Annotated in this window: 22 protein-coding genes, 2 tRNA genes and 1 other annotated feature; of the genes, 21 read left to right on the forward strand and 3 right to left on the reverse strand. The window is 33.3% G+C overall.

Going from position 1 to position 24,587, the window contains the following annotated elements; genetic code table 11:
* Window positions 1–6: 6 nt before the first annotated feature.
* The 4 genes from folD to EKH84_RS12990 all read left to right on the forward strand — a co-directional run bounded on the left by folD (window position 7) and on the right by EKH84_RS12990 (window position 4,378).
* The gene (gene folD / locus EKH84_RS12975; protein WP_013657166.1) at window positions 7–855 is read left to right on the forward strand and encodes a bifunctional methylenetetrahydrofolate dehydrogenase/methenyltetrahydrofolate cyclohydrolase FolD; all 849 of its coding nucleotides are present in this window, start codon (window positions 7–9) and stop codon (window positions 853–855) included.
* Between the two features lie 34 nt (window positions 856–889).
* A complete protein-coding gene (gene rimO, locus EKH84_RS12980; RefSeq protein ID WP_127066619.1) occupies window positions 890–2,236 on the forward strand; it encodes a 30S ribosomal protein S12 methylthiotransferase RimO in 1,347 nt (448 codons plus the stop codon).
* The gene (pgsA, locus tag EKH84_RS12985; protein ID WP_127066620.1) at window positions 2,220–2,795 is read left to right on the forward strand and encodes a CDP-diacylglycerol--glycerol-3-phosphate 3-phosphatidyltransferase; all 576 of its coding nucleotides are present in this window, start codon (window positions 2,220–2,222) and stop codon (window positions 2,793–2,795) included. The genes rimO and pgsA overlap by 17 nt, the downstream gene beginning before the upstream one ends.
* A gap of 353 nt (window positions 2,796–3,148) precedes the next feature.
* The gene (locus EKH84_RS12990) at window positions 3,149–4,378 is read left to right on the forward strand and encodes an NAD(P)/FAD-dependent oxidoreductase (RefSeq protein ID WP_127066621.1); all 1,230 of its coding nucleotides are present in this window, start codon (window positions 3,149–3,151) and stop codon (window positions 4,376–4,378) included.
* A 56-nt stretch (window positions 4,379–4,434) separates the two neighbouring features.
* Here EKH84_RS12990 and EKH84_RS12995 read toward each other — a convergent pair whose 3' ends face one another.
* Window positions 4,435–5,163 carry a lysophospholipid acyltransferase family protein gene (locus EKH84_RS12995; protein WP_127066622.1) on the reverse strand — a complete coding sequence of 243 codons (729 nt, stop codon included), beginning with the start codon at window positions 5,161–5,163 and terminating at the stop codon, window positions 4,435–4,437.
* A gap of 154 nt (window positions 5,164–5,317) precedes the next feature.
* Between EKH84_RS12995 and EKH84_RS13000 the strand changes: the two genes are divergently transcribed.
* The 9 genes from EKH84_RS13000 (at window position 5,318) to EKH84_RS13040 (ending at window position 14,591) form a co-directional block, all read left to right on the forward strand.
* Entirely contained in the window at window positions 5,318–6,544 is a 1,227-nt protein-coding gene (locus EKH84_RS13000) for a DUF1015 domain-containing protein (RefSeq protein ID WP_127066623.1), read from the forward strand.
* 104 nt (window positions 6,545–6,648) lie between these two features.
* Window positions 6,649–6,867: a binding site (T-box leader), on the forward strand.
* A 50-nt stretch (window positions 6,868–6,917) separates the two neighbouring features.
* The gene (locus tag EKH84_RS13005; RefSeq protein ID WP_013657173.1) at window positions 6,918–7,502 is read left to right on the forward strand and encodes a M15 family metallopeptidase; all 585 of its coding nucleotides are present in this window, start codon (window positions 6,918–6,920) and stop codon (window positions 7,500–7,502) included.
* Between the two features lie 28 nt (window positions 7,503–7,530).
* On the forward strand, window positions 7,531–10,176 hold the full coding sequence (gene alaS, locus EKH84_RS13010; protein WP_127066624.1) for an alanine--tRNA ligase: 2,646 nt from the start codon (window positions 7,531–7,533) through the stop codon (window positions 10,174–10,176).
* Window positions 10,177–10,359: 183 nt separating this feature from the next.
* Entirely contained in the window at window positions 10,360–10,539 is a 180-nt protein-coding gene (rpsU, locus tag EKH84_RS13015; protein ID WP_013657175.1) for a 30S ribosomal protein S21, read from the forward strand.
* Between the two features lie 61 nt (window positions 10,540–10,600).
* Window positions 10,601–11,047 carry a GatB/YqeY domain-containing protein gene (locus EKH84_RS13020; RefSeq protein WP_013657176.1) on the forward strand — a complete coding sequence of 149 codons (447 nt, stop codon included), beginning with the start codon at window positions 10,601–10,603 and terminating at the stop codon, window positions 11,045–11,047.
* 480 nt (window positions 11,048–11,527) lie between these two features.
* Window positions 11,528–12,379 carry a hypothetical protein gene (locus tag EKH84_RS13025; RefSeq protein WP_127066625.1) on the forward strand — a complete coding sequence of 284 codons (852 nt, stop codon included), beginning with the start codon at window positions 11,528–11,530 and terminating at the stop codon, window positions 12,377–12,379.
* An 84-nt stretch (window positions 12,380–12,463) separates the two neighbouring features.
* Window positions 12,464–13,288: a formate/nitrite transporter family protein gene (locus EKH84_RS13030; protein ID WP_127066626.1), complete on the forward strand. Its 825-nt coding sequence runs from the start codon at window positions 12,464–12,466 to the stop codon at window positions 13,286–13,288.
* 66 nt (window positions 13,289–13,354) lie between these two features.
* Complete coding sequence (locus EKH84_RS13035; RefSeq protein ID WP_127066627.1) at window positions 13,355–14,299, forward strand: tyrosine-type recombinase/integrase; 945 nt, start codon at window positions 13,355–13,357, stop codon at window positions 14,297–14,299.
* A gap of 64 nt (window positions 14,300–14,363) precedes the next feature.
* Window positions 14,364–14,591 carry a hypothetical protein gene (locus EKH84_RS13040; RefSeq protein WP_127066628.1) on the forward strand — a complete coding sequence of 76 codons (228 nt, stop codon included), beginning with the start codon at window positions 14,364–14,366 and terminating at the stop codon, window positions 14,589–14,591.
* Between the two features lie 45 nt (window positions 14,592–14,636).
* Here the strand turns inward: EKH84_RS13040 and EKH84_RS13045 are convergent, their stop codons facing one another.
* Window positions 14,637–15,992: an aldehyde dehydrogenase gene (locus EKH84_RS13045; protein ID WP_127066629.1), complete on the reverse strand. Its 1,356-nt coding sequence runs from the start codon at window positions 15,990–15,992 to the stop codon at window positions 14,637–14,639.
* A gap of 149 nt (window positions 15,993–16,141) precedes the next feature.
* On the opposite strand from EKH84_RS13045, the gene EKH84_RS13050 reads away from it, so the two are divergent.
* From EKH84_RS13050 to EKH84_RS13060, 3 genes are all read left to right on the forward strand, one after another.
* Window positions 16,142–16,912: a DUF3298 and DUF4163 domain-containing protein gene (locus tag EKH84_RS13050; RefSeq protein ID WP_013657184.1), complete on the forward strand. Its 771-nt coding sequence runs from the start codon at window positions 16,142–16,144 to the stop codon at window positions 16,910–16,912.
* Between the two features lie 55 nt (window positions 16,913–16,967).
* Window positions 16,968–17,336 carry a hypothetical protein gene (locus EKH84_RS13055; protein WP_127066630.1) on the forward strand — a complete coding sequence of 123 codons (369 nt, stop codon included), beginning with the start codon at window positions 16,968–16,970 and terminating at the stop codon, window positions 17,334–17,336.
* A 70-nt stretch (window positions 17,337–17,406) separates the two neighbouring features.
* Window positions 17,407–19,362, forward strand: coding sequence for a BMP family ABC transporter substrate-binding protein (locus EKH84_RS13060; protein ID WP_127066631.1), 1,956 nt, complete (start codon window positions 17,407–17,409; stop codon window positions 19,360–19,362).
* 35 nt (window positions 19,363–19,397) lie between these two features.
* Here EKH84_RS13060 and EKH84_RS13065 read toward each other — a convergent pair whose 3' ends face one another.
* Window positions 19,398–19,985, reverse strand: a complete 588-nt coding sequence (locus tag EKH84_RS13065; RefSeq protein WP_013657187.1) for a metallophosphoesterase family protein — start codon at window positions 19,983–19,985, stop codon at window positions 19,398–19,400.
* A 154-nt stretch (window positions 19,986–20,139) separates the two neighbouring features.
* On the opposite strand from EKH84_RS13065, the gene EKH84_RS13070 reads away from it, so the two are divergent.
* The 5 genes from EKH84_RS13070 (at window position 20,140) to EKH84_RS13090 (ending at window position 24,538) form a co-directional block, all read left to right on the forward strand.
* Window positions 20,140–20,220, forward strand: a tRNA-Tyr gene (locus EKH84_RS13070).
* A gap of 3 nt (window positions 20,221–20,223) precedes the next feature.
* A tRNA-Phe gene (locus EKH84_RS13075) sits at window positions 20,224–20,296 on the forward strand.
* 222 nt (window positions 20,297–20,518) lie between these two features.
* Window positions 20,519–21,865, forward strand: coding sequence for a L,D-transpeptidase family protein (locus EKH84_RS13080; RefSeq protein WP_127066632.1), 1,347 nt, complete (start codon window positions 20,519–20,521; stop codon window positions 21,863–21,865).
* 133 nt (window positions 21,866–21,998) lie between these two features.
* Entirely contained in the window at window positions 21,999–23,348 is a 1,350-nt protein-coding gene (gene gdhA / locus EKH84_RS13085) for an NADP-specific glutamate dehydrogenase (protein WP_127066633.1), read from the forward strand.
* A 152-nt stretch (window positions 23,349–23,500) separates the two neighbouring features.
* A complete protein-coding gene (locus EKH84_RS13090) occupies window positions 23,501–24,538 on the forward strand; it encodes an HD-GYP domain-containing protein (protein WP_127066634.1) in 1,038 nt (345 codons plus the stop codon).
* The last annotated feature ends 49 nt before the right edge of the window (window positions 24,539–24,587 follow it).

Consider the following 24,587-nt stretch of genomic DNA (forward strand, 5'->3'; position numbering starts at 1 on the left):
GAGAAGATGTCAAAGATTATAGATGGTAAACTTATTTCTACTATGATTAAAGATGAATTAAAAGAAGAAGTGGCATTACTTAAAACACAAGGTATTCATCCTGGTCTTGCTGTTATTTTAGTTGGGGATAATAGTGCTTCACAGGTGTATGTTGGGAATAAAAAGAAAGCTTGTGAATATGTAGGTATTAAATCTTTTAGCTATGAATTGCCTATAGAAACACCTGAAGCAGATTTACTTGAGCTTATTGATACGCTTAATCGAGATGACCAGGTACATGGTGTTTTAGTTCAATTACCATTACCAAAACATATGGATGAACAAAAAGTCATTATGCGTATTTCTCCAGCAAAAGATGTAGATGGCTTTCATCCGCAAAGTGTAGGTGCCTTAAGTATAGGACTTCCTGGCTTTGTATCTTGTACACCAGCAGGTATTATTGAACTACTTAAACGTAGTCATGTAGATATAGTAGGTAAAAACTGCGTGGTTGTTGGCAGAAGTAATATTGTAGGTAAACCTGTAAGCTTGCTTTTATTAAGAGAACATGGTACAGTTACTATCTGTCATTCTAGAACTAACAATTTAACTGATATACTTCAGCAAGCAGATATTGTGGTTGCCGCTGTAGGCATTCCAAAGTTTATTAAAGGTGAACAATTAAAAGCAGATGCAGTTGTAATTGATGTAGGCATGAATCGTGATGAAAACGGTAAGCTCTGTGGTGATGTAGACTTTGATTCAGCCAAGGACCATGTAGCAGCTATTACACCTGTTCCAGGCGGTGTAGGCCCTATGACAATTGCTATGCTTATGAAGAACTGTGTGCTTGCTGCTAAAAGTAATCACTGCTAACATAAGGTTAGCTTAACATGAAAGGAGCAGCATTTTGAATTATTTAGTATCTTTTGTATCACTTGGATGTGATAAAAACTTAGTCGATAGCGAACATATGCTAGGGCTACTCAATCAAGGAGGCTTTTCTTTAACAGGTGATGAAGAAAAAGCAGATGTCATTGTTGTTAACACCTGTTGTTTTATTGAAGATGCCAAAAAAGAAAGTATTGAAAATATATTAGAAGTGGCTGGCTACAAAGAAACAGGGAATTGTAAAGCCCTTATCGTAACAGGTTGTATGGCTCAGCGTTATAAGCAAGAAATTTTAGATGAAATTCCTGAAGTAGATGCTGTTGTAGGAACCACTTCATATGATAAGATTGTGGACATTGCCAATGGTATTTTAGAACAAAAAGGACTTCGTACTCAGCATTTTGACTTGATTGATCGTGAAATGTTAGATGAAATGCCTCGTATTTTAACAACTGCGGGTTACTTTGCTTATGTAAAGATTTCCGAAGGCTGCGATAAGCATTGTACTTACTGTATTATTCCTAAATTAAGAGGAAAATATAGAAGTCGTCAGATGGATAAAATTAAAGCTGAAGTTGAAAAATTAGCAGCAGATGGTGTTTCGGAAATTATTTTAGTAGCACAAGATACAACAGAATATGGGCGTGACCTAGAAAATGCTTCTCTTGCAAAATTACTACATGAGCTTGGGAAAATAGAGGGAATTGAATGGATTCGCGTTTTATATTGTTATCCAGAAAGTATTACTGATGAATTAATTGAAGAAATTAAAACGAATCCTAAAGTATGTAAGTATTTAGACATACCTATTCAGCATGCTTCAACAGCCATTCTTAAGCGTATGGCAAGAAAAAGTTCTCTGGAACAGCTTAAAGAACGCCTTGGTAAGTTGAGACAAGAAATACCTGGTATTGCACTTCGTACAACGCTTATTGTAGGTTTTCCAGGTGAAACAGAAGAAGATTTTCAAATTTTATATGATTTTGTAAAAGAAATGCGATTTGATCGTCTAGGCGTCTTTACTTATTCAAAAGAAGAAGGAACACCAGCAGCTTTATTTGAAGATCAAATTGATGAAAAAACAAAAATTAAACGTCGTGATGCTATTATGGCACTTCAACATGGTATTTCTAGCGCCTTAACAGCTGAAAAAGTGGGTAAAACCATGAAGGTCCTTATTGAAGGTAAGATTACTGATGAGGATGTTTATATTGGTCGTACCTATCAAGATGCACCTGATATAGATGGTGAAGTATTTGTAGAATATGAAGGAGAACTCATTTCAGGTGATTTTGTAGATGTACGTATTACAGCATCAAACGACTATGATTTGATTGGGGAGATAGTAGATGAATATAGCGAATAAACTCACGTTACTACGTGTCGTTTTAGTATTTGCTTTTATGGGGATCATATGGTTACCTTTGTCTTTATCCATAGGTACAGTATTATGGATTGCACTAGCTATTTTTATTATTGCTAGTTTAACTGACTTTTTAGATGGTTATTTAGCACGTAAGCTGAATTTAGTGACTAATTTAGGTAAATTTATGGATCCTTTAGCAGATAAAATGCTTGTTACAGCTGCGATGTTAGCTGTTGTTGAATTTGGAATTAAAGGCATGTTACCTGCTGGCATATTGCCTACGTGGATTGTTGTTTTTATTCTTCTGAGAGAATTCATGGTATCAGGCGTAAGACTTATTGCAGCTAATCAAAATCATGTTATTGCAGCAAGTTACCTAGGTAAACTGAAAACAGTTATACAAATGGCTATGATTATTGTGTATTTATTACCAGTTAATTGGCCTATACTTCCTGTTTTAGCTACTTGTTTAGCTTATTTAGCTTTAGTTCTTACTTTAGTATCTGGTTTTGAATACTTATGGAAAAATAAAGATGTCTTTAAAACAGAAGCGCATTAAAAATACGGTATTTCATGATTGGTTCATGAGATACCGTATTTTTAATCTGAAATAGTATCTGTAGCATCATACTGAATATAAAGTAGCTCAGAAGGTGCTAATAAGATATATATTCAGGTTCACTTCCTAGTACAATGACCTTGTGTGATAGGGTATAACCTTGGTAGCAAAAACAAAAAAATGTAATTAATATAATGATAAGTAAAATAATAAAACGTTTCATTTTTCGCCTCACCTATCTAACTTCATTTTAATTTGTGTAGAATATGGAAATAATATACCTAAAGCTTTAAATAAAGTGAGAAATTGTTGTATAATAGGAAAGAAGGTCAAATAAGTGGAGGATATAAGGTATGCATTATAATACCATTATTGTGGGTGGTGGGCCGGCTGGTCTTTTTACTGCTCAAGCTTTAGCTAAAAAGCAAAAGAGAGTGTTATTATTAGAACGTAACAAGGGAGCAGGTAAAAAACTTCTTATATCAGGTGCTGGCCAATGTAATTTTACACATGCCGGTGATATAGAGGATTTTTTTAGCTGCTATGATGATAAAGCAAAATTTTTAAAAAAAGCTTTATTAGCTTTTGACAATAAAAAAACCATGCGTTTTTTTGAAGAAGCAGGTGTAGCTTATACGATATTTCCTAATAATAAAGTTTTCCCTAAGAGCATGAAAAGTATGGATATCTTAAATGCTTTACTTGTTCAGTGTCAAAAGTCTAATGTAGAAATGATTTATAGTGAGCTTGTAAATCAGATTTCTGTATATGATAAAGTTTTTACAGTAGAAACTGCCACTGGTAAACGCTATTTTAGTAATCAAGTTGTCATTGCTACAGGTGGAAAATCCTATGCACATATGGGTTCAGATGGAACAGGTTATTTATTAGCCAAGCATTTGGGACATCGCATTATTGAACCTAGACCAGCTTTGACAGATGTAAGACTTGATGAAAATACTTTTAAAGTGCTTTCAGGTGTTTCAGTTAAACAAACAGAAGTAACGATTTGGAGAGAACAGAAGAAAATTCAAAATTATGTAGGTGATTTATTATTTACACATAAAGGTTTGTCAGGACCGGCCATTATTAATAGTTCAAGGTGGATGAAAAGTGGTGATGCGCTGCAAGTAAATTTTCTATATCCTAAAAGCTATGAAAACATTAAAGCCTATTTTGCTTCAGAGGTTGCTAAAAGAGGAAAAGAAGAAATCATTACTTTTTTAAAGCAATTTGAATTACCACGAACACTTTATCAAGCTTTATGCCAACGTATTTCTCTAGATGAACATACAACCTGCGCAGAACTTTCAAAGAAACAGAGAGAAGCATTAGTTGATCAACTTACAAGATGTCCTTTTACTATTGCGAGTTTAGGCGGTTTTCATATAGCAATGGTAACAGCAGGTGGAGTTCATCTTAAAGAAGTGAATCCAACAACGATGGAAAGTCGTAAGCAAAAAGGACTGTATTTTGTAGGTGAAGTTTTAGATATAGATGGAGATACTGGTGGCTATAATATTCAAGCGGCGTTTTCTACGGCAGCTTTATGTGCAGATAGTATTATGCAAAACAAAAAATAGAAAATATTTCCTTGGAAATATTTTCTATTTTTTGTTTTGCATAATTTATAAGAATATTAGTCTGCTTTTCTATAAGGTAAACTACTTTCGATTATTGCATGGACCTGATCTGGTAAGAGCTCTAAAGCTTCCTTACTTAAGCCCTTAGTAGGAACAGCTGGATGAATCGTTAATTTAACATGTGCAGGTTTAATTTTATTATGATTAAGTTCCATGAGCTTATAAGACCCATCAATAGTAACAGGAACAATAGGTACACCTGCTTTTGTAGCAAGCTTAAAACTTGCACTTTTAAATTCACCCATTTGATCACCTTTACTTCTTGTACCTTCAGGAAAAATAACTAATGAGTGTCCTTGCTTTAAAACCTTAATTCCCTCAATAATAGCTCCTGCGGAACCTTTTAAAGTAGAACGGTCCATAAAGACACAGTGTAATAATTCCATCCATTTCACAATGATAGGAATTTTCTTAGCTTCTATTTTAGAAATAAAGCCTTTAGGTCTATTGATATAACTCATCAAAAGAGGAATATCAAAGTTTCCTTGATGATTACTAACATAAACAACAGTTTGGTCAGTTGGAAGATTATCTAATCCATTAACTTCTACTGTTGCACCACTACGCTTAATATTACCTAACATCCATTTTGTAGATGCTTCGTGAACATAAGCTTCTAATGCTTCTACATCACCACTTTTTTGTAAACTATGGGCTTTTCTTAATTTAGGAAGAGTTCCAATCAAAGTAAAAACAAAGCTTACAAACCACATTATTGTCCTCATTTTTTCGCCTCCAAATTATCTGATACTCTTTTTATTATAATACAAAACCAATGAAGGTAAAATGAAAACATCATTACTAAAGATTCAACATAAAATATTCATTCTTGTCAGAAAATATGTTATGATATAAACATTAATTGAAAGGAGTGATAAAATGGCAACCATACGTGCATTTGGTGCACTCAGACCAACCAATTCATTAGTGACTAAAGTAGCTGCTTTACCTTATGATGTAATGAATACAGAAGAAGCAAAAAAGATGGTAGAAGGAAACCCTTATTCTTTTCTTCATGTAGACAAACCTGAAATGCATATTACAAATCCAAAAGGGGATGAATTATATGCTTTCGCAGGTGATACGCTAAGACGTATGATTAAGGAAGGTGTTTTTATTAAAGATGAGCCTAGTTTATATATCTATGGTTTAAGTAATAGTATGACCACACAATATGGACTTGTTTGTTTAGTATCCGCTGAAGAATATGATGAAGGAATTATCAAAAAGCATGAAAATACAAGAACTGACAAAGAGTTAGATCGTATCAAGCATGTTTCTTACTGCAAGGCCCATACAGGCCCTATTTTTCTGGCTTATAAAGGATTAGAACTTATAACAGCTTGGTTATTAGAATACACCGCTAAACATGAACCTGTTTATTACTTTATAGGAGAAGATGGTGTTAAACATGAGGTGTTCAAAGTATCTGACCCTCATACGATTCATAACATTACCTCTGCTTTTGAAGAAGCTGATGCACTTTATATTGCAGATGGGCATCATCGTGCAGCAGCTGCTGCGGCTGTAGCAAGAAAGTACCGTGAAGAAGGAAAAACCTCAGAAGATGCACAGTATTTTTTAGCAACTATCTTTCCTAAAGAACAACTTTGTATTATGGATTACAATCGTGTTCTTAAAGATGAAAGCAATTTAAATGCTGAGCAATTATTTAACCAATTACAAGAGAAATTTGAAATAGAAGCTATCAATGAAACAATTTATAAACCTAAGGAGAGACATACTTTCGGAATACGTTACGAAAAGAAATGGTATAAGTTAACTATGAAACCAGAATGGATTGATGAAACAGATCCTGTCGCTTCGTTAGATGCTTCTTTACTACAAACCTATGTTCTTGAGCCTATCTTTAAAATTCATGATCCAAAAGGTGATAAACGCATTGATTTTGTAGGAGGTATTCGTGGTATAGAAGAACTCAATAGAAGAACAGATACAGATATGGATATAGCCTTTAGCATGTTCCCAACTTCTATGGATGAACTTATTCGAGTAGCAGATGCACATCAATTAATGCCACCAAAATCAACTTGGTTTGAGCCTAAACTACGTAGTGGTATTTTTATTCATGAAATTAATGATTGAGACGTACTAAAGCCTTAAAAGTCATATATTGACAAAAACTAAAAGATTACATATAATCGTATAAGAATAGCATATGACAAACTAAACTAAACGTATAATATATATGAACTACTGTGAAAAGAAGGAGTATATAAATAAGGGTTTGCAGAGAGAGAAGCAATTGGTGAAAGCTTTTTAATACCTGTTTATAGAAGCAGTCTTGGAGTAAATATCTTGAACATACAAAAGTAGAGGTATTCGGGTGATTTCGTTAACAATCCTTAAGGTGATAGGTTTTTTATGCCTATAACTAGGGTGGTACCGCGAGAAACCTCGTCCCTATTGGGATTGAGGTTTTTTTGTATTTCCAGTAACTTTTTAAAGGAGGCTATATATGAATGACGTCTGTTTAGTTAATCCTTCTCATGGCTTAAGTGAGACTTTTATTCCAGAAGATTTAATTCAGGATCCTACTTCAGGAATCTGGGTATGTGAAGTTGTACTTCATGCTTTTATAAGGCTTAATAATAGGTTGTTTAATGAATGGTTAGAGCCTTTAAGCTTAGTAAGTGGCTATCGTTCTTTTATTTATCAGCAAAAGCTTTTTGATAAAAAAATAGCTTTCTATCAAAAACAAGGGATGGATGAAACAACAGCCAAAATAGAAGCTGCTAAAATAGTAGCAGTTCCTGGACATAGTGAACATCAGTTAGGCTTAGCCATTGATGTGACAACTTGGAGTATGAGAGTTCTGGAAGATCCTCTTATTATAAGTTTTGGTGAAACGCCCACTGGTAAATGGCTCTTGAAAAATAGTTATTTAGAAGGATTTGTACTACGTTATCCTAAAGATAAAACACACATCACACACATTACGTATGAACCTTGGCATTACCGTTATGTAGGTATAGAAGTAGCTACCGTGATGAAACAAAAGGGGCTTTGTTTAGAAGAGTATATAGCGCTAAATCAAGGTTAATATAAATGATATTTATTAGGAGGAGCAAATGAAAAACTATAGTTTAAATGAACTAAGAGAAATGTATCTTAAATTTTTTGAAAGTAAAATGCATCTTCGTGCAAAAAGCTTTCCATTAGTACCACACAATGATAATAGTTTATTACTCATTAATGCAGGTATGGCACCACTTAAACCATACTTTACTGGTCAAGAAGAACCACCTAGAAGAAGAATGACAACTTGTCAAAAATGTATTCGTACAGGTGATATTGAAAATGTTGGTAAAACAGCACGTCACGGTACTTTCTTTGAAATGCTGGGGAACTTCTCATTTGGTGACTATTTTAAAGAAGAAGCGATTGAATGGGCTTGGGAGTTTGTTACAAAACACCTTGAGATTCCAGTAGAACGTTTATTTGTAACTGTTTACCAAGATGATGAAGAAGCAGCTGAAATCTGGAGAAATAAAATTGGCTTACCTAATGAAAAAGTTATTTATATGGGTAAAGAAGATAACTTCTGGGAAGCTGGTATTGATGGACCTTGTGGCCCTTGTTCAGAGATCTATTTTGATAGAGGTCCTGAATTTGGCTGTGATAGCCCTGATTGTGGTGTGGGTTGTGACTGTGACCGTTATATGGAATTCTGGAACTTAGTATTTACCCAATTTGAGCGCCATGAAGACGGGACTTACACACCACTTGCTCAAAAGAATATTGACACAGGTATGGGACTTGAAAGACTTGCAGCTATGATGCAAGGTGTAAGTTCTATCTTTGATGTCGATACAATCAAAGCTATCCGTGATCACGTCTGCCAGCTTGCAGGTGTTACTTATGGTGAAAATTACAAAAACGATGTATCAATTCGTGTTATCACAGACCATATTCGTTCAGTAACTTTTATGGCTGCGGATGGTGTTCTTCCTTCTAATGAAGGGCGCGGCTATGTTATGCGAAGACTTCTTAGACGTGCCGTTAGACATGCTAAATTATTAGGTATTGAAGGTTTATTCTTAAAAGATCTTGTTAAAACAGTAGTTGATAATTCCAAACATGAGTATACAGAGCTTGAAGATAAATATGAATATATTACGAAACTTCTTACTGTAGAAGAAAAGAACTTTAATGAAACGATTGACCGTGGACTTAATATTTTAAAAGCACACATCGATGAAATGAAAGCAGAAGGTAAAACGGTATTAGACGGTAAAGCTTGCTTTACACTTTCTGATACTTATGGTTTCCCTATTGATTTAACACATGAAATTCTTGAGGAACAGGGATTAAAAGCTGATGAAGAAGGTTTCAAAGTAGAAATGGATGCTCAACGTCAAAAAGCAAGGGATGCGCGTGGTGGTTCTAAATATATGGGTGCAGATGAAACCATATTTAATCAAATGGATTCAACTATGAAGACAACTTTTGTGGGTTATGATAAGCTTGAAACAACAGGTACATTAGAGGTACTTGCAAATGATGAAGAACTTTTAGAAGCAGCAGGCTGTGGTGACTCTATTTATGTTGTTATTTCTGAAACACCATTTTATGCTGAAAGTGGTGGTCAGGCAGGTGATACTGGTCTTATTACAACAGCTACAGGTAAAGCTGTTGTTAGCGATACAACTAAAGTTATCGGTGGTAAGTTTGCTCATCATGCTCAAGTAGTAGAAGGTTCTATTGAAAAAGGTCAATCTGCTACTTTTATAGTAGAAAATGCATCACGTATGGATACTTCTCGTAACCATAGTGCAACTCACCTTTTACAAAAAGCATTACGTGAAGTGGTAGGTGGGCATATCGAGCAAGCAGGTTCAAATGTGAATAAAGATCGTCTACGTTTTGACTTCACTCACTTTGAAGCTTTAACTCATGAACAACTTGAAAAAGTAGAAGCTTTGGTAAATGAAAAAATTCTTGAAGGTTTAATCATTACTATTAAAGAAATGCCTATTGATGAAGCTAGAAAGTTAGGCGCAATGGCTCTCTTTGGTGAAAAGTACGGCCAAACAGTACGCGTTGTTAATATGGGTGATTACTCAGTAGAGCTTTGTGGTGGTACACACCTTCAAAATACAGCTGCTATTGGTACTTTCAAAATTATTTCTGAAACAGGTGTTGCTGCTGGCGTAAGACGTATTGAGGCAGTAACAGGTAGAGGTGCTCTTCATTTCTATCAAACAATGGAAAATAGCTTAAATGAGGTAAGTGCTCTCGTTAAAGCTAAAAAAACAGAAGTAGTAAAAAAAGTGGAAAGTATGACTATTGAGCTTAAAAATCTTGAAAAAGAAAATGAAAAACTTAAAGCTGAAATTGCAGCTAGTAAGGCAGGAGCCCTTACTGAGCAAGCAAAAACGATTAATGGTATAAAAGTGTTAGTAAGTCAAATAGATGAACTTGATATGAATGATCTTAAAAACATGGGTGATTCATTAAAAGATCAACTTCAAGATGGGGTTGTTTTATTAATGAGCCATGTTGCAGATAAAGTAAACCTTGTAGCTATGGCTACTCCAAGTGCTGTAGAAAAAGGGGTACACTGTGGTCAAATCATTTCTGCTGTAGCAGGTGTTGTTGGTGGAAAAGGTGGCGGTAGACCTAATATGGCACAAGCTGGTGGTAAAGATGCTTCTAAGATTAAAGAAGCTATTACTGTTGCTGAAACAACAATCAACGCACAGCTTAATGCCTAGTTTTTATAATATATGATGTATTTTATATGAATCAAAAGTAATAAAAACTTAAGGATATCCTATTAAATATACGTGGAATACTTGACGTATCACGTAAATTACTTTATAATTTAACGTAGTGCTTTAATCTTTTCTCCGTACAAATGCATAAAGCACAACATTGCACCGGAGGGAGGGAAAGAAATGTCAGAGGTTACTGTTCGCGAAAATGAATCATTAGATAGCGCTCTTCGTAGATTTAAAAGAAACTGTGCAAAAGCAGGTATCATGCAAGAAATCCGCAAAAGAGAACACTATGAAAAACCAAGTGTAAAACGTAAAAAGAAATCAGAAGCAGCACGTAAAAAAAATAAACAATATTAATTGTTTGTTGTTTACCATATGAATACAAAAGCATAAGCTTTTTGTACAAGGGATGATGCAGATGTCTTTAAAAGAAAAACTTCTTTCAGATATGAAAGAAGCCATGAAAGAAAAAGATGTCCTTCGCAAAAATACCATCCAAAGCATTCGTGGTGCCATTCTTCAAAAAGAGAAAGACACTCTGCAGGAGGTTAGTGAAGAACAAATTCTTGATATTATTGTACAAGAAATCAAGAAACGCAAAGATGCTCTCGCTGATTTTGAAAAGGGAAATCGCCCAGATTTAGTAGCAGATACTAATGCAGAAGTTACTGTTTTACAAGGTTACTTGCCTAAGCAGTTAAGTGATGAAGAGCTAACTTCACTTATTCATCAAGTGATCGAAGAAGTTGAAGCAACATCTATGAAAGATATGGGTAAAGTTATGGCTGCCATTAAACCTAAGGTGAGTGGCAGAGCTGATAACCAAAAAGTGAGCAGCATTGTTAAACAATGTTTATCCAATTAATCAGTGCAATGCTTAATGAGGACGTCCAGAAGGACGTCCTTTTTGCATTCCTTGCTAATTTTTTATTTTCATCTTCAATTCTCCAAATGAGCCAGTTCACTGGTTGCCAAATCATTTTATTTCGTCTGATTTATTACCTTGTTATATCTCTCTATAGTATTAACTCCTTAATGTCATTCATTTTATTTTGAATTCTATTTTAGAAATACGATATCTTTAATACCCGTTTAAATAGCATTTTTTTGAAGTCTCTATATTTAAATGGTAATCTTTATATAATTTACAGAATATTAGTTTAATAATCTAATACCTTTTCTTACTTTTTTATCAAGCCACCACAGATAATATAAAATTATCTGTGGTGGCTTGATTTTAATTTTGAAAATATGTTAACTTATATATATAGTTAACTTTAGTTAACTCTATATATAATAAAGGTTAACTATTTATAATGTAAGTTTACATATAAGGAGAGAAGTAATGGCAGATGTAACATTTGGTGTAAAAGTACCAGAAGAATTGAAAAATGAATTAAGTGAATTAATGAAAGACAGTACGCTAAGTGGCAAAGAGTTTATGGGGATGTTATTAGCTAGTTATAAGCTAGAAAAAGCAAAAGAAGAAAACTCACTTTTTGAAGGTGATTTAAAAGAATTGCAGACTTTATTAAAAAGAGTACAGGGTATTTATACCCATATGATAGAAAAAAGTCAGCTAGGCTATCAGGAACAGTTGAAGGAGATAGAGAAAAAAATAGAAGAGCAAGTAGCTGAAAAAGAAGAGATTTTGTTGGAACATAAAAAGACAAAAGAAATACTAGAAGATGCTGAAAAAAAAGAATTTAGTCAACTTCAGGAAATAGAAGCTTTAAAAAGTAAGTTATCAGATGTGGTAAAAGAGAAGGAGCAAGTACAACAGCAATTGAATAACCATCTTTTATTGCATACCAAATTCGAGGAAGAGATTACATTATTAAAAGAACAAGTAACAGGATATAAGCGCTTAGAGTTGGAAATCGAAGAACGTAATAATGAGAATGGTAAACTTAAAAATAGAAATGATGAATTAGCTTCTGAAATTTGGTTTTTGCAACGAGAGGTAGAAAAGTTAAAAGAAGAAAAAAATCAGCTAGAAACGAAGCAACAACAGGAGTTAACTCAATTAAAAGATAAACAAGAGCTTCAACTTCGCAATGAATTATTAGAACAAAAGTTAAGCTTTAAAGAAGAAATATCTCATCTAAAAGAACAAATCACTAAAGAGAAAGAAGCCTATCACCAGCTAGAACGTGATTATACCCAAAAACTACAAGATATGTATAAACAGAAGTAGAAATACACATAAAAAGGCAAGAAGCTTATTGAATTCTCAAGGTGATAATGGTATACTCTAATACTGAAAAAGGAGTGTATACAAATGGCAAATTATTTATCACCACAGGAAATCACAAATTATACTAGCGATGGCGGTGTCAACAAAGTTAATCGTAGTGCATTATTAGTACTAGTAATGGCTATCATGGCAGGTGTTTACATTGCATTAGGTGGCTTTGCTTCCTCAGTAGCAGCTCATGATGTTGCAAATAAAGGTTTAGCTAAATTAGTAACGGGTGCAGTATTCCCTATTGGACTTATGTTTGTAGTTATCAATGGTGCAGATTTATTCACTGGAAACTGCTTAATCGTCATTTCAACTTTAGAAAAACGCACAACATGGGGTGGATTTTTTAAAAATTTAATTATTGTATTAGTAGGTAATTTTATTGGAGCAGTAGCAATCGCATTTTTAGTAGCAAATAGCGGCATTCTTAATATGAGTGATGGTCGTTTTGGTGCTTATGCGATTAAAACAGCCGTATCTAAATCAAACCTTCAATTTACGCAAGCTCTTTGTTTAGCGATTATTTGTAACATTTATGTATGTGCTGGTATTTGGATGATTTATGCAGCTAAAGATATTACAGGAAAAGTAATGGCTGGTTTCTTCTCTATTTTTGCTTTTGCAATCAGCGGGGCAGAGCATATTGTAGCTAATATGTTTTATATTCCTGTAGCACTTTTTGTGAAGAATAATGCTGAATATATGGAACTGGCTCATGCAACAGCTGATCAGCTAAGTTGGGGGAAATTCCTTATTAATAATGCAATTCCCGTAACTCTTGGTAATATTATTGGTGGTGTATTTATTGGAGGAATGTATTTCCTTATTTACAAAAAACTCACCAAACCATCACAACAATAAAATAGCATAGTCGCAGTTTAATACTGCGGCTTTTATTATATCTATTTTAATGAGGAGGATTTGTAGATGCTTATTGAAAAAGCCGTTCAATATTTTATATCGTCGTTAGAAGCTGAACAGTTATCTTCTCACACGATTAAGGCTTACTTACAAGATTTAAATCAATTTAAGAAATGGACACAAAAGAAGGAAGTGGATGACCTAAATTTTGAGGATTTTCAAGATTATTTTATAGAAATTTCTAAATTAAAAATGACATCTATTAAACGTAAAAGAGTAGTTATGCATCGCTTTTTTAAATTTTGTTACCGTAAAAAACTTTGTACAGAAAAGCTTCATGAATACATTGATCCTATACGTTCAAAGAAAAATGTTGTTCCTAAAGAAGTTTTAAGCCGAGAAGAAATCTCTCTTATTTTTGATTTTTTAAAAAAAGAAGAGAAGCAATATAAATTAAAGGTAAATAACACTTATTATGACTATCTTTATTATTGTTCACTGCGTAATCAGCTTCTTATTAGTATTCTTCTTTATACGGGATGTCGTGCCCACGAAGTAGTTGCTTTAAAAAAACAAGATATTAATTTATTACAAAATACCATTACACTTTTTACAAAAGGAGGTAAATATAATCAAGTACCTATACATGATGAGTTAAGGAAAGCCTTAGATAATTACAATGAATCTATCAGCACTTTATCTCTGGGACTTCAAAATCTGCTTCAAGAAAGTCATTATCTGTTCCCGAGCAAAACGGATTCTAACAATTATATGCCAACACGTACATTACATGATTTAATGAAAAAACTTTCTGCTGCAACGGGTCGTCATATTCATGCGCATCTTTTTAGACATACATTCGCTTCTTATTGTATTGCAGCTAATATGGATATTTCTACAATCTCTTCTTTAATCTCTCACAGCAATCCTTCTATTACTTTGTCCATCTATACTCACGAAATAGATGCGCACAATAAGCAAGAACAGATTAAAAAACTAAGTTTTTATTAATCTCGTATGAAAATCAAAAAACGACTTATACTAAGACGTGTAATCTGAAAGGAGAGTGTAAGTTGTGGGTGATTTAAATGAACTTAAGCAAAAATATAACGAAGGTTATCGCTGTATTTATACAGAGAAAGATTCTAATGAAGGGTTGACCATGCACCTAAAAAACTTTAGAGAAGAAAAAATTCACACCATGAACATTAAGAGTGACATGGAAATTGGTGAAATTGAAAGCTTCTTAGATACACTTAATCAAATTAAGAAGAAAAAAGGGCATGATTGTCATGATTTATAAACAAATAAAAGTGGCTTCTTTATCGTAGAAGTCACTTTTATTTGTTTATCGAATCATTTTTTTAATCCATTTTAATTGTTTATCATAAGGGGGATAACGAAAAGGAAGCTCCCTAGGAGTACTATAAAGAACGGTTTTCTCATGAGTAAAGGTTTTAAAACTATTGTAACCATGATATGCCCCCATTCCACTATAACCTACCCCACCAAAAGGAGCTTGTGGGTGAGTAACATGTAATATTGTATCATTAATACAACCACCTCCAAAAGAAAGATGTTTAAGTAAATAGTCAATACGTTTTTGGTCTTTACTAAAAAGATAGCATGCTAGTGGCTTAGGATAACGTTGGACATAATGAATAGCTTCTTCTAAACGCTTATAAGGTATAATAGGCAAAATAGGGCCAAAAATTTCTTCTTGCATACATAAGTCAGAAGGTGCGATAGGGTACAGAACTGTTGGTTCAATATATAATTCATCTGTATTAAAATGTCCACCAAAATGTATTTTATCTTCATTTATAAGTTGAAGTAAACGAACATAATGTGCTTCATTAATAATATGTGCCATATGCTTTTTTTCTCTGTAAAAATGTTGTAATACAAAACCTATATAACATAACAAGCGATCTGCTACACTTTCATGAACAAGAACATAGTCTGGAGCTACGCAGGTTTGTCCTGCATTTAAAAATTTACCCCATACAATACGAGTAGCTGCTAAACGTAAATCAGCTGTATGATCTACAATAACAGGGCTTTTCCCACCTAATTCTAAAGTTACAGGGATTAAATGTTCAGATGCCTGTTTCATTACCTTTTTACCCGTTTCTATGCCACCGGTGAAAAAAACATAATCTAGTGGTTCGTTAAGAAGTTCAGTACACACCATGCTATCACCTTCCACAAGTGTTACATAGTAGGGTGGAAAAACTTCATTTAAAATCATACGAAGTACTTTATTCGTAGCTGGTGTATATTCTGAAGGCTTAACAATGGCACAATTGCCTGCTGCAATAGCTCCAATAAGAGGCATCATTGCTAATTGAAAAGGGTAGTTAAAAGGTGAAAAAATAAGACATATACCATAGGGTTCTTTCAATACTTTTGTATTGCCACCTATAACCGGAAGTACTCCTTTATACTGTAAAGGCTTTGACCAGTTTTTAAGATTCTTAAGTGTATGATTGATTTCTGAAATTGTTGTATAAATTTCAGTTAAGTAAGTTTCAAAAGCTGGCTTTTTAAAATCTTTATGAAGCGCTTTTTCAATTTCTTTTTGATGATTCAAAATAGCACTTTTTAATTTTTTTAAGTAATACATACGAAGTTTTAAATCATAAGTTTTTCGGGTATAAAAATAATGATTCATATCTTGAACACATTGTGAAATAGAAGACATTATGACACCTCTTTAGAAAAATTTTTAAACAAAGCTATGACATATTTTTCAAGATGAAATACTTTGCAGATTTACAAATGTTTATCTAACATATGGTTTTTTTATAAGGGTACAATAAGAGTATAAATAAATTATATAGGGGGCATAAAATGAATAAAAAAAGAATGATTCAAGCAATGTGCGCTTTAGGTTTGATTTACTGCATGCTATTTACAACACTTTATGCCAAAACACAACCGGCTAAAGAAAAACCTGGAGCAGCTATTTTCGTAATGGCAACACAAAATTCTGTAACAGCTTGTCCTAAGTCTTATCATTATCAGTCCGAAGTGATTTCATTAGACATGAAGATACCACAACTCCAAGGCCTTACAGATCGCACCTTTCAAAGGCAATTCAATCAAAATCTTTTAAAAGAAGCAAAAGCCAGAAAAAAAAATGCCATTTCAGAAGCATTGCAATATAATAAAGAAATGATTCGCGATGGATTAAAGCCGCTGAAATTTGAATACTTAGAAAGCTATACGGCTATTCCTTCTCCATACCCTTACTATACATTGGAGTTTTTTAAATATCAATATAGTGGAGGAGCTCATGGCTTAGGTGAACTACGTTATATTACCATTGATTTAATAAAAAATAAAATTATTTCGTTAAAAGATCTATTCAAACCTACAGTGGATTATAAAGCCTTAATTAATGCCGGAATCAATGAACAAATAAGTCGTAGAATACAACAAGGTGAAGTTTTTTTTGTAGGCGATGGTGGCTTTGTAGGTATTAAAGATGAGCAAAATTTTTATATTAATCAAGATGGCTTAATTGTCATCGTTTTTAATGTATATGAAATAGCACCATATGCAGCAGGAGTAATAGAAATCCCCTTAGATATGACAAAGCTATTACCTTATATGAAATAGAATTGTCAATAAGTCTATTTTAGTGTAAAATATAAAGAAAAAACTAGGGGGAATCATGTATCAACCAAAATATGTGCTAAAGAAAAAAAGGAAGCCTCATTATAGAGGCACTATAGCCGTTTTAATGATTATAGGATTACTTGTTATAAGTTTCTTTTGTTTAGCTTTTCTTAAGCAAAAGGAGGCTATTACCTTGGTTCATACTTGGCAATCAGAAGAAACTGGGGAAGTTCTAACCTTTACAAAAGATGGCAAGGTTACCTTTAAAAATAATTTACCCGAGGGTGTTTATCGTATTATTTCACCAAACACTATAGAATATACCGTTGGGAATATGAGTTTTCAGATGATTTATACTATAGAAGATAATAAACTTCATTGGGGGATAGACCAAGAACATTTGGAAATCTTTTCACCCAAATAATTTAAATAAGTTTCACTGCTTATTTTGAAAATAATTCTTTAAATAGATGTAGAAAGCTAAGGTGAAAAAAATGAATCATACAGAATTACAACATGCTTATGAGCAGGCTTATAAGAGCGGTAAACAAGCTTGGAATCAAAAACTTTTAAAAGGCGAATCTGGTTACTTACGTGCCCTAGATAGTATGATTCAACCAGGTGATATTGCAGCTGAATTTCCTTTAGGGCTAGTGGAGATTCCTATTAATAAGATTGTAGGAACATACACTCATGCTAGAAGTATTTCTTTTGCTGATAATTATATGCCTATTATGAATATCAAAACTGAATTTGCTTCAAAGTGGATGTATCTTTACGATTACCACATTCAAACAGGTATTGCAGATCCAATTAAAGTTTATGAGTATCTTAATCGTTTCTTTGTTATTGAGGGAAATAAAAGGGTAAGTGTTTTGAAATTTGTTGAAGGAACCACCATTAATGGTCAAGTCATTCGCCTCATTCCTAAACGTGACCCTAATAATAAGCTAAATACTATTTATTATGAGTTTATGAATTTTTACAAAGAAACTCACATCAATACCATTTGGTTTTCAGAAATCGGACGTTTTACAGAGCTTCTTTCTTATGTTAAACAATATCGAACTATGACTACAGAAGATGAGGCAGATAAAATCTTTTTAGCTAATTGTTATCGTCCCTTTAGACAGCTTTATTTAGAGCAAGGCGGTGATCAACTAGATATTACAACTGGTGATGCCTTTTTAACCTTTTTAAAGATTTATGGACTTTCTAAAGAGATTACACCAGAAGCCTATAAAGTAAAAGTCAAAAATATTATTGATGAGTTAAAGGTAATAGAAGCCGAAACAACTCATGTTCAAACAGAGGTTATTCAACCTCCTAAAAAGAAAAGTGTATTCTCATCTCTATCTGATTTAGTAACTTCAAAAAAAGTATTAAAAATAGCTTTTGTATATGCTAAACCTGTTTCTACATCAGGTTGGGCATATGCCCACGAATTAGGTCGATTACATATCGATAATGTATTTAAAGATCAAATCGTAACCACTAAAATAGAAGGAGTTCCTGAAAACGATAAAGCTTTTGATGCTTTTAAGACCTTAGCAAATGATCACTATGACATCGTATTTGCAACTAGCCCTACTTATTTAGCTCCAGCATTAAAAGCTGCCATGGAATTTCCAAATGTTAAATTTTTTAATTGTGCAGCAACCCATTCTTATAAATCTCTTACCTTGTATTATGGACGCATCCATGAACCACGTTATTTATTAGGAATGATTGCAGGATCAATGACAGAAACTAATGTGATTGGTTATGTTGCACCTTATCCTATTTCAGAGGTAGTAAGTAGTATTAATGCCTTTACTTTAGGGGCACAAGCCGTTAATCCTAGAGTTAAGGTCAAGGCACTTTGGACTAATAGGTGGGATAATCCAGAGGGCGGTAAAGCTGTAGCAGAAACCTTATTTAATGCTGGTGCAGATATTATTTCAAATGAAGATCTCCCTATTCCAGGAGATATTTCCAAAGGCTATGGTGTTTATAGTATTAATCAAAATACACATCAAAAAACCCACTATGCTATGGCTATCTGGAATTGGGGTGTATTTTATGAACAAGTTATTCAAAATATATTAAATGGTACTTGGAAGAGCATACAAGAAGATAACAATCGTTCAGATATGCCTGTTAACTTTTGGCAAGGCATGAATAATGGCATCGTAGATTTATTATATTCTAACCGTAATATGACAGCTCCAATGAAACATTTGATTGAGAATGTTAAGCAAGCGATTATTAGAAATGAATTTGATGTATTTAAAGGACCTATCTATGATCAAAATCATGTGATAAAAGCCAAAGCTGGCGAAAACTTAGATTATGAGGATATCATTCATATGGATTGGTTAGTAGAGGGAGTAGAAGGAGAAATTCCAGATATTAAAACACTAACACCTGTAGATCCATTTTCTTATATGCAAGGTATTACGGGTAAATAAATAGGGAGTAAGGTTATTAACCTTACTCCCTATTTTTAGATTTCTAAAATATAATAATTATATCCGTTAATAACTTGAATATTATTATGTACTAAAATACGTTTAGCATTAGATGAATAAGTAAAGTGATTGTGTCCATACAAATGATATTTAGGTAAAAGCTGCTCATAAAGCGTATAAAAACTTTTAAATCCTATATGACACTGACTATTGGGATTGTCCCCTATTCCAAAGGTAGGAGAATGAGTAACTAAAATATCAATGGGTTTTTTACAAGTTCTAACAAGTTTTTTAACGCGTTTTTGCATTTTTTCTTCAGTAAATTGAAATGGACCACCTTTATATTCAATAGAACCACCTAATCCAGCAATGCGTAAACCATTAAAAGTAACAACCTTATCCTCGATACAATCACAACCTTCAGGAGGCTGTGTGAGATAGCCCTTATCATGATTACCATGAACATAAAACACTGGAACTGCCAGCATAGTAACTAAAAAGGATAAATATGATGCTTTTAAGTCACCACAAGAAATCACACAAGCTATATCTTGAAAGTTTGATTTATCAAAGAAGTCCCAGATATAATTACTTTCTACATCAGAAACAACTAAAATTTTCATAAATTGACCGTCCTTTAGCTTTTGTATGTTATCTATTATACTATAATGTCATAAAATTTCATACCATAAAAAATAATTGTTTTATATACAAAAAATATTGACAGTATACGTTGTATTTGTTATGATGTACAAGTGTTAAGAAAACATATCGTATGGAGGGATTCCCGAGCGGCCAAAGGGGGCAGACTGTAAATCTGTTGCGATAGCTTCGAAGGTTCGAATCCTTCTCCCTCCAGATGCCCAGATAGCTCAGTCGGTAGAGCAGAGGACTGAAAATCCTCGTGTCGCTGGTTCGATTCCGGCTCTGGGCACTTTTTTATGTTTAAAACCGTAAATTAAACATAGGGCTAAAAATCCTCCTAATTCGATTCCGGCTTTAGGCATTTTTATAGGATCTAAAACCGTACACTAACAAAAGACTAAAAGGGTACTATTTTTTCAATAGTACCTTTTTTGCTTTTAACAGTAAAATTTATCATGTTTGTCCCTTTTCTATCATATGATATGTTGTAGACAAGTTGGAGGGATGTAATATGAATAGATATCGTCAAAAATTAACAATTTTATCATTTACTATTGTAGTAATACTCGTTTTATTATGGTTAATTAAAGGATTTAATTTATCTTGGGTAGAAGTGAAAAAAGATTATGCGGAAATTACAATCAATTTTCTACTACCAATGGAACAAGCCGGCTTCGAACAGTACATTAAATGGTTAGGTGAAGTGCCTTATGAAAATAATGTAGACTATTCAGTTACTTGGATTAAACCAGAAGTTGTATCTATAAAAGTCAAAGAAACCAGTTTAATTAAAGGGAAAAAAGTAAAGATGCTTATTGAAAATGCCCCTACAAAATGGCAAGGAATTTGTAAATCTGAAGAAGTACATATTGCTTTTAAAGCTCCAATTCATATACTAAGTCCACAAAATGATTTTCTTATTTCTAGTAGTAATTCATTTGAAGTTCAATTTAGTACACCTATGAACGCTACTCAAATCAATAAATTTTTGCAATGCGACGCAACTTTTTATATCAAGCCTTATATGGTAACAGCTACTAATGGTAAACAATATACAGATTTAACGCGTTTTGTTTTTACTCCTAAATCACCTTTAGAAAATGGTAAACGTTACGTTCTTTCTTTCAAGACAGGCATGCCTTCACATACGGGAACCCTACTAGATGAAGATCAAGTATTTGTGTTACAGGTAGACCAAAAACCATCTATTACTAAGACTTATCCCGCTAAACAAGATAAATGGATTGGTCTTTATCCACGTTTAACTTTAGAAAGTAAAGAGCCTATTGTTAAAGCTACTGTTATGATTGCGAATGATAAAATTAATGGCATACTAACAGATGCTCATCATGCCTATTTTATTTTGCAAGATCGATTAAAACCAGAAACAACATATGAAGCTATTTTTCAAACACAGGTGGCAAGTGGTGAAATAAGTGAACCTGAAACGGTTCAATTTACCACAACTACTTTAAAGCAAAATCGTCTATGGTTAGAAGTAGTTTGTAGTCAAAATACAGTAGTTTACTGTTATCAAGGCGAAAAAAAGATTAAGACCATGGTTTGCTCATTAGGCGAAGGAAAATATGCACCTCCTCTTGGCACATATTATTTACAAGGTAAAGCAGATGTTTATGAAGATGCTGTGCATAAAGAGGGTGCTAATTTTTGGATAAAAATTAGTGATGAATATGGCTTTCAAGGTTACATAAGAGATGCTTACTGGAATATACTTACCAGCGCTAGTAAATCTCTGGGTGCAAGAACTAAAAGAAGAAACATCATTTTAAGTGATGAGGATGCTAAATGGCTTTATGAAAACTTGCCTGATAATACTATGATTATAATCAGAAATTGATTAATACATCTTTATTTATAATTCAATAAAATTCAATAAAAATGAATTATTTTGTTGAAAAAATTTCGTATTATGATAAAATGTTTTTAGCGGAAGATGAGCCGCAGGAACTTAATTTATAGGAGGCGTATCTATGAGTTTTCGTACGGAGTACATGCAGGACTTAATGAGTAGAGTAGAAAAAAATCATCCTGCACAACCAGAGTTTCATCAAGCAGTAAAAGAAGTATTATTATGTATGGAGCCAGTTGCTGAGCGCAACCCACAATATGTTAAATCAGGAATCTTTGAACGTATTGTAGAACCAGAACGTGCTATTATGTTCCGTGTATCATGGGTAGATGATAACGGTAATGTACAGGTTAACCGTGGTTACCGTGTACAATTCAATAGTGCTATTGGACCATATAAAGGGGGACTTCGTTTCCATCCATCTGTAAACTTAGGTATTATTAAATTCTTAGGTTTTGAGCAAATCTTTAAAAATTCCTTAACAGGTCTACCAATGGGCGGAGGTAAAGGTGGTAGTGATTTTGATCCAAAAGGTAAATCAGACCAAGAAATTATGAGATTTTGTCAAAGCTTTATGACTGAGCTTAGCAAACATATTGGTGCTGACACAGATGTTCCTGCCGGTGATATTGGTGTAGGTGCTCGTGAAATTGGCTTTATGTTTGGTCAATACAAACGTCTACGTAATGAGTTTACTGGCGTGCTCACAGGTAAAGGACTTAACTATGGTGGTTCTCTTGTAAGAACACAAGCTACAGGTTATGGCTGTTGCTACTTTACACAAGAAATGCTTGCTACCAGAGGTGAAAGCTTTGAAGGCAAAACAGTAGTTGTATCTGGTTCTGGTAACGTAGCTATTTACGCTGCTGAAAAAGCTATAGAACTTGGTGCTAAAGTTGTAGCACTTAGTGATTCAAATGGCTATATCTATGATCCAAATGGTATTGATCTAGATGCTGTTAAACAAATTAAAGAAGTAGAGCGTAAGAGAATCAAAGAATACGTTAATATACATAAAGATGCAACCTATACAGACGGTTTCCGTGGTATTTGGACTATTAAATGTGATATTGCACTTCCATGTGCTACACAAAATGAATTAGATGAAGAAGCAGCTAAAGCGCTTGTAGCAAATGGTGTTATGGCTGTTGCAGAAGGCGCTAATATGCCTTCTACTCCTGAAGCAGTAGAAGTATTCCAAGCAGCAAGCGTTCTATTTGCTCCTGGTAAAGCAGCTAATGCAGGTGGTGTAGCAACTTCTGGTCTTGAAATGTCTCAAAATAGTATGAGATATAGCTGGACATTTGAAGAAGTAGATGAAAAATTAAAAGGTATTATGAAACATATTCACACTGTTTCTCGTGAGGCAGCTACACAATATGGTGAACCAGATAATTATGTGCTTGGTGCTAATATTGCAGGCTTCTTAAAAGTAGCTGATGCTATGTATATGCAAGGTGTTGCTTACTAAAAAATATCCCTCTCATGATATATGAGAGGGATATTTTTTACCCTCAATACCAAAAGCTTTTTTTTAGTTTATATTGTATAATAAATGGAATTAGTATAAAATTTAGTTATAAGACAATTTGTAATAACAGAATATAATGTAGGGGGAAAGCTATGCCAAAGTTAACAATTCCATTAAATGAATGTATGCCAGGAATGCTAGTTGCTGAAGCTGTTAGAAATTTAGATAATGGTTTAGTCTATGTGGGTGAAAATCAAGAATTAACAGCAGAAACTATTGAAACCTTAAAGGAACTCAGTTTTGATGAGGTTACTATTTTTGTTAATACATGGGATGATGTATGGAAAATCACTAAAGAAACAAGAGAAAGCTATAAAAAATGTACAGATACCGTTCAAGTACTTCTTAATCAAGTTACAACTGATAATGTAGTTGATTATGAAGCCTTTAAAAATGTTAAGCTACAAATGCAAGATGCCTTTAACGATAACTATAAAATAATTGGTTGTATTAACCTTTTTAAATATGCTGATAGCTATACATATACACATAGTATTAATGTTGCTTTATTAAGCATGCTGATTGGGAAATGGATGAAATATGGGGAACAAATGATAGAATCCTTATTAATTGCTGGACTATTACACGATATTGGTAAGATGAAAATAGATCCTAAAATCTTAAATAAACCAGATAAACTAACAGAAAGTGAGTTTGAAGAAATTAAGCAGCATTCTCGCTATTCTTATGAACTACTTCAAGATAATAAAAGTATAAGTTTAGATATTAAAATAGGAATCTTAATGCACCATGAAAAAATGGATGGTTCAGGTTATCCTTATGGGGTTTATAGTGAAAATATTAATGATATCGCTAAAGTATTAGCAGTAGCAGATGTTTATGACGCTATGCTCTCAGAAAGGCCGTATCAAAAAAAACATTCACCTTTTGATGTGATGCAATTAATGCAAGAAGGTGTATTTGGAAAGCTTGATACAAAAATTCTATTAACATTTTTAACTAATATTGCTACTTATTACATAGGAACTTACGTTCAATTAAGCAATGGTCAAATAGGAGAAGTAGTTGCCATTAATCCAGCCTGCGTTTATAGACCTATTATCAAAGTACAAGATAAGTATATTGATCTCTATACGGATCATTCTATTCATATTATTGAACTTACTTGATTTAAAAAGCTTATGCATAAAATCATAATTAGTGCTCATACTAACTTCG

The organism is Cellulosilyticum sp. WCF-2, from assembly GCF_003990395.1.
Classification (GTDB): domain Bacteria; phylum Bacillota; class Clostridia; order Lachnospirales; family Cellulosilyticaceae; genus Cellulosilyticum; species Cellulosilyticum lentocellum.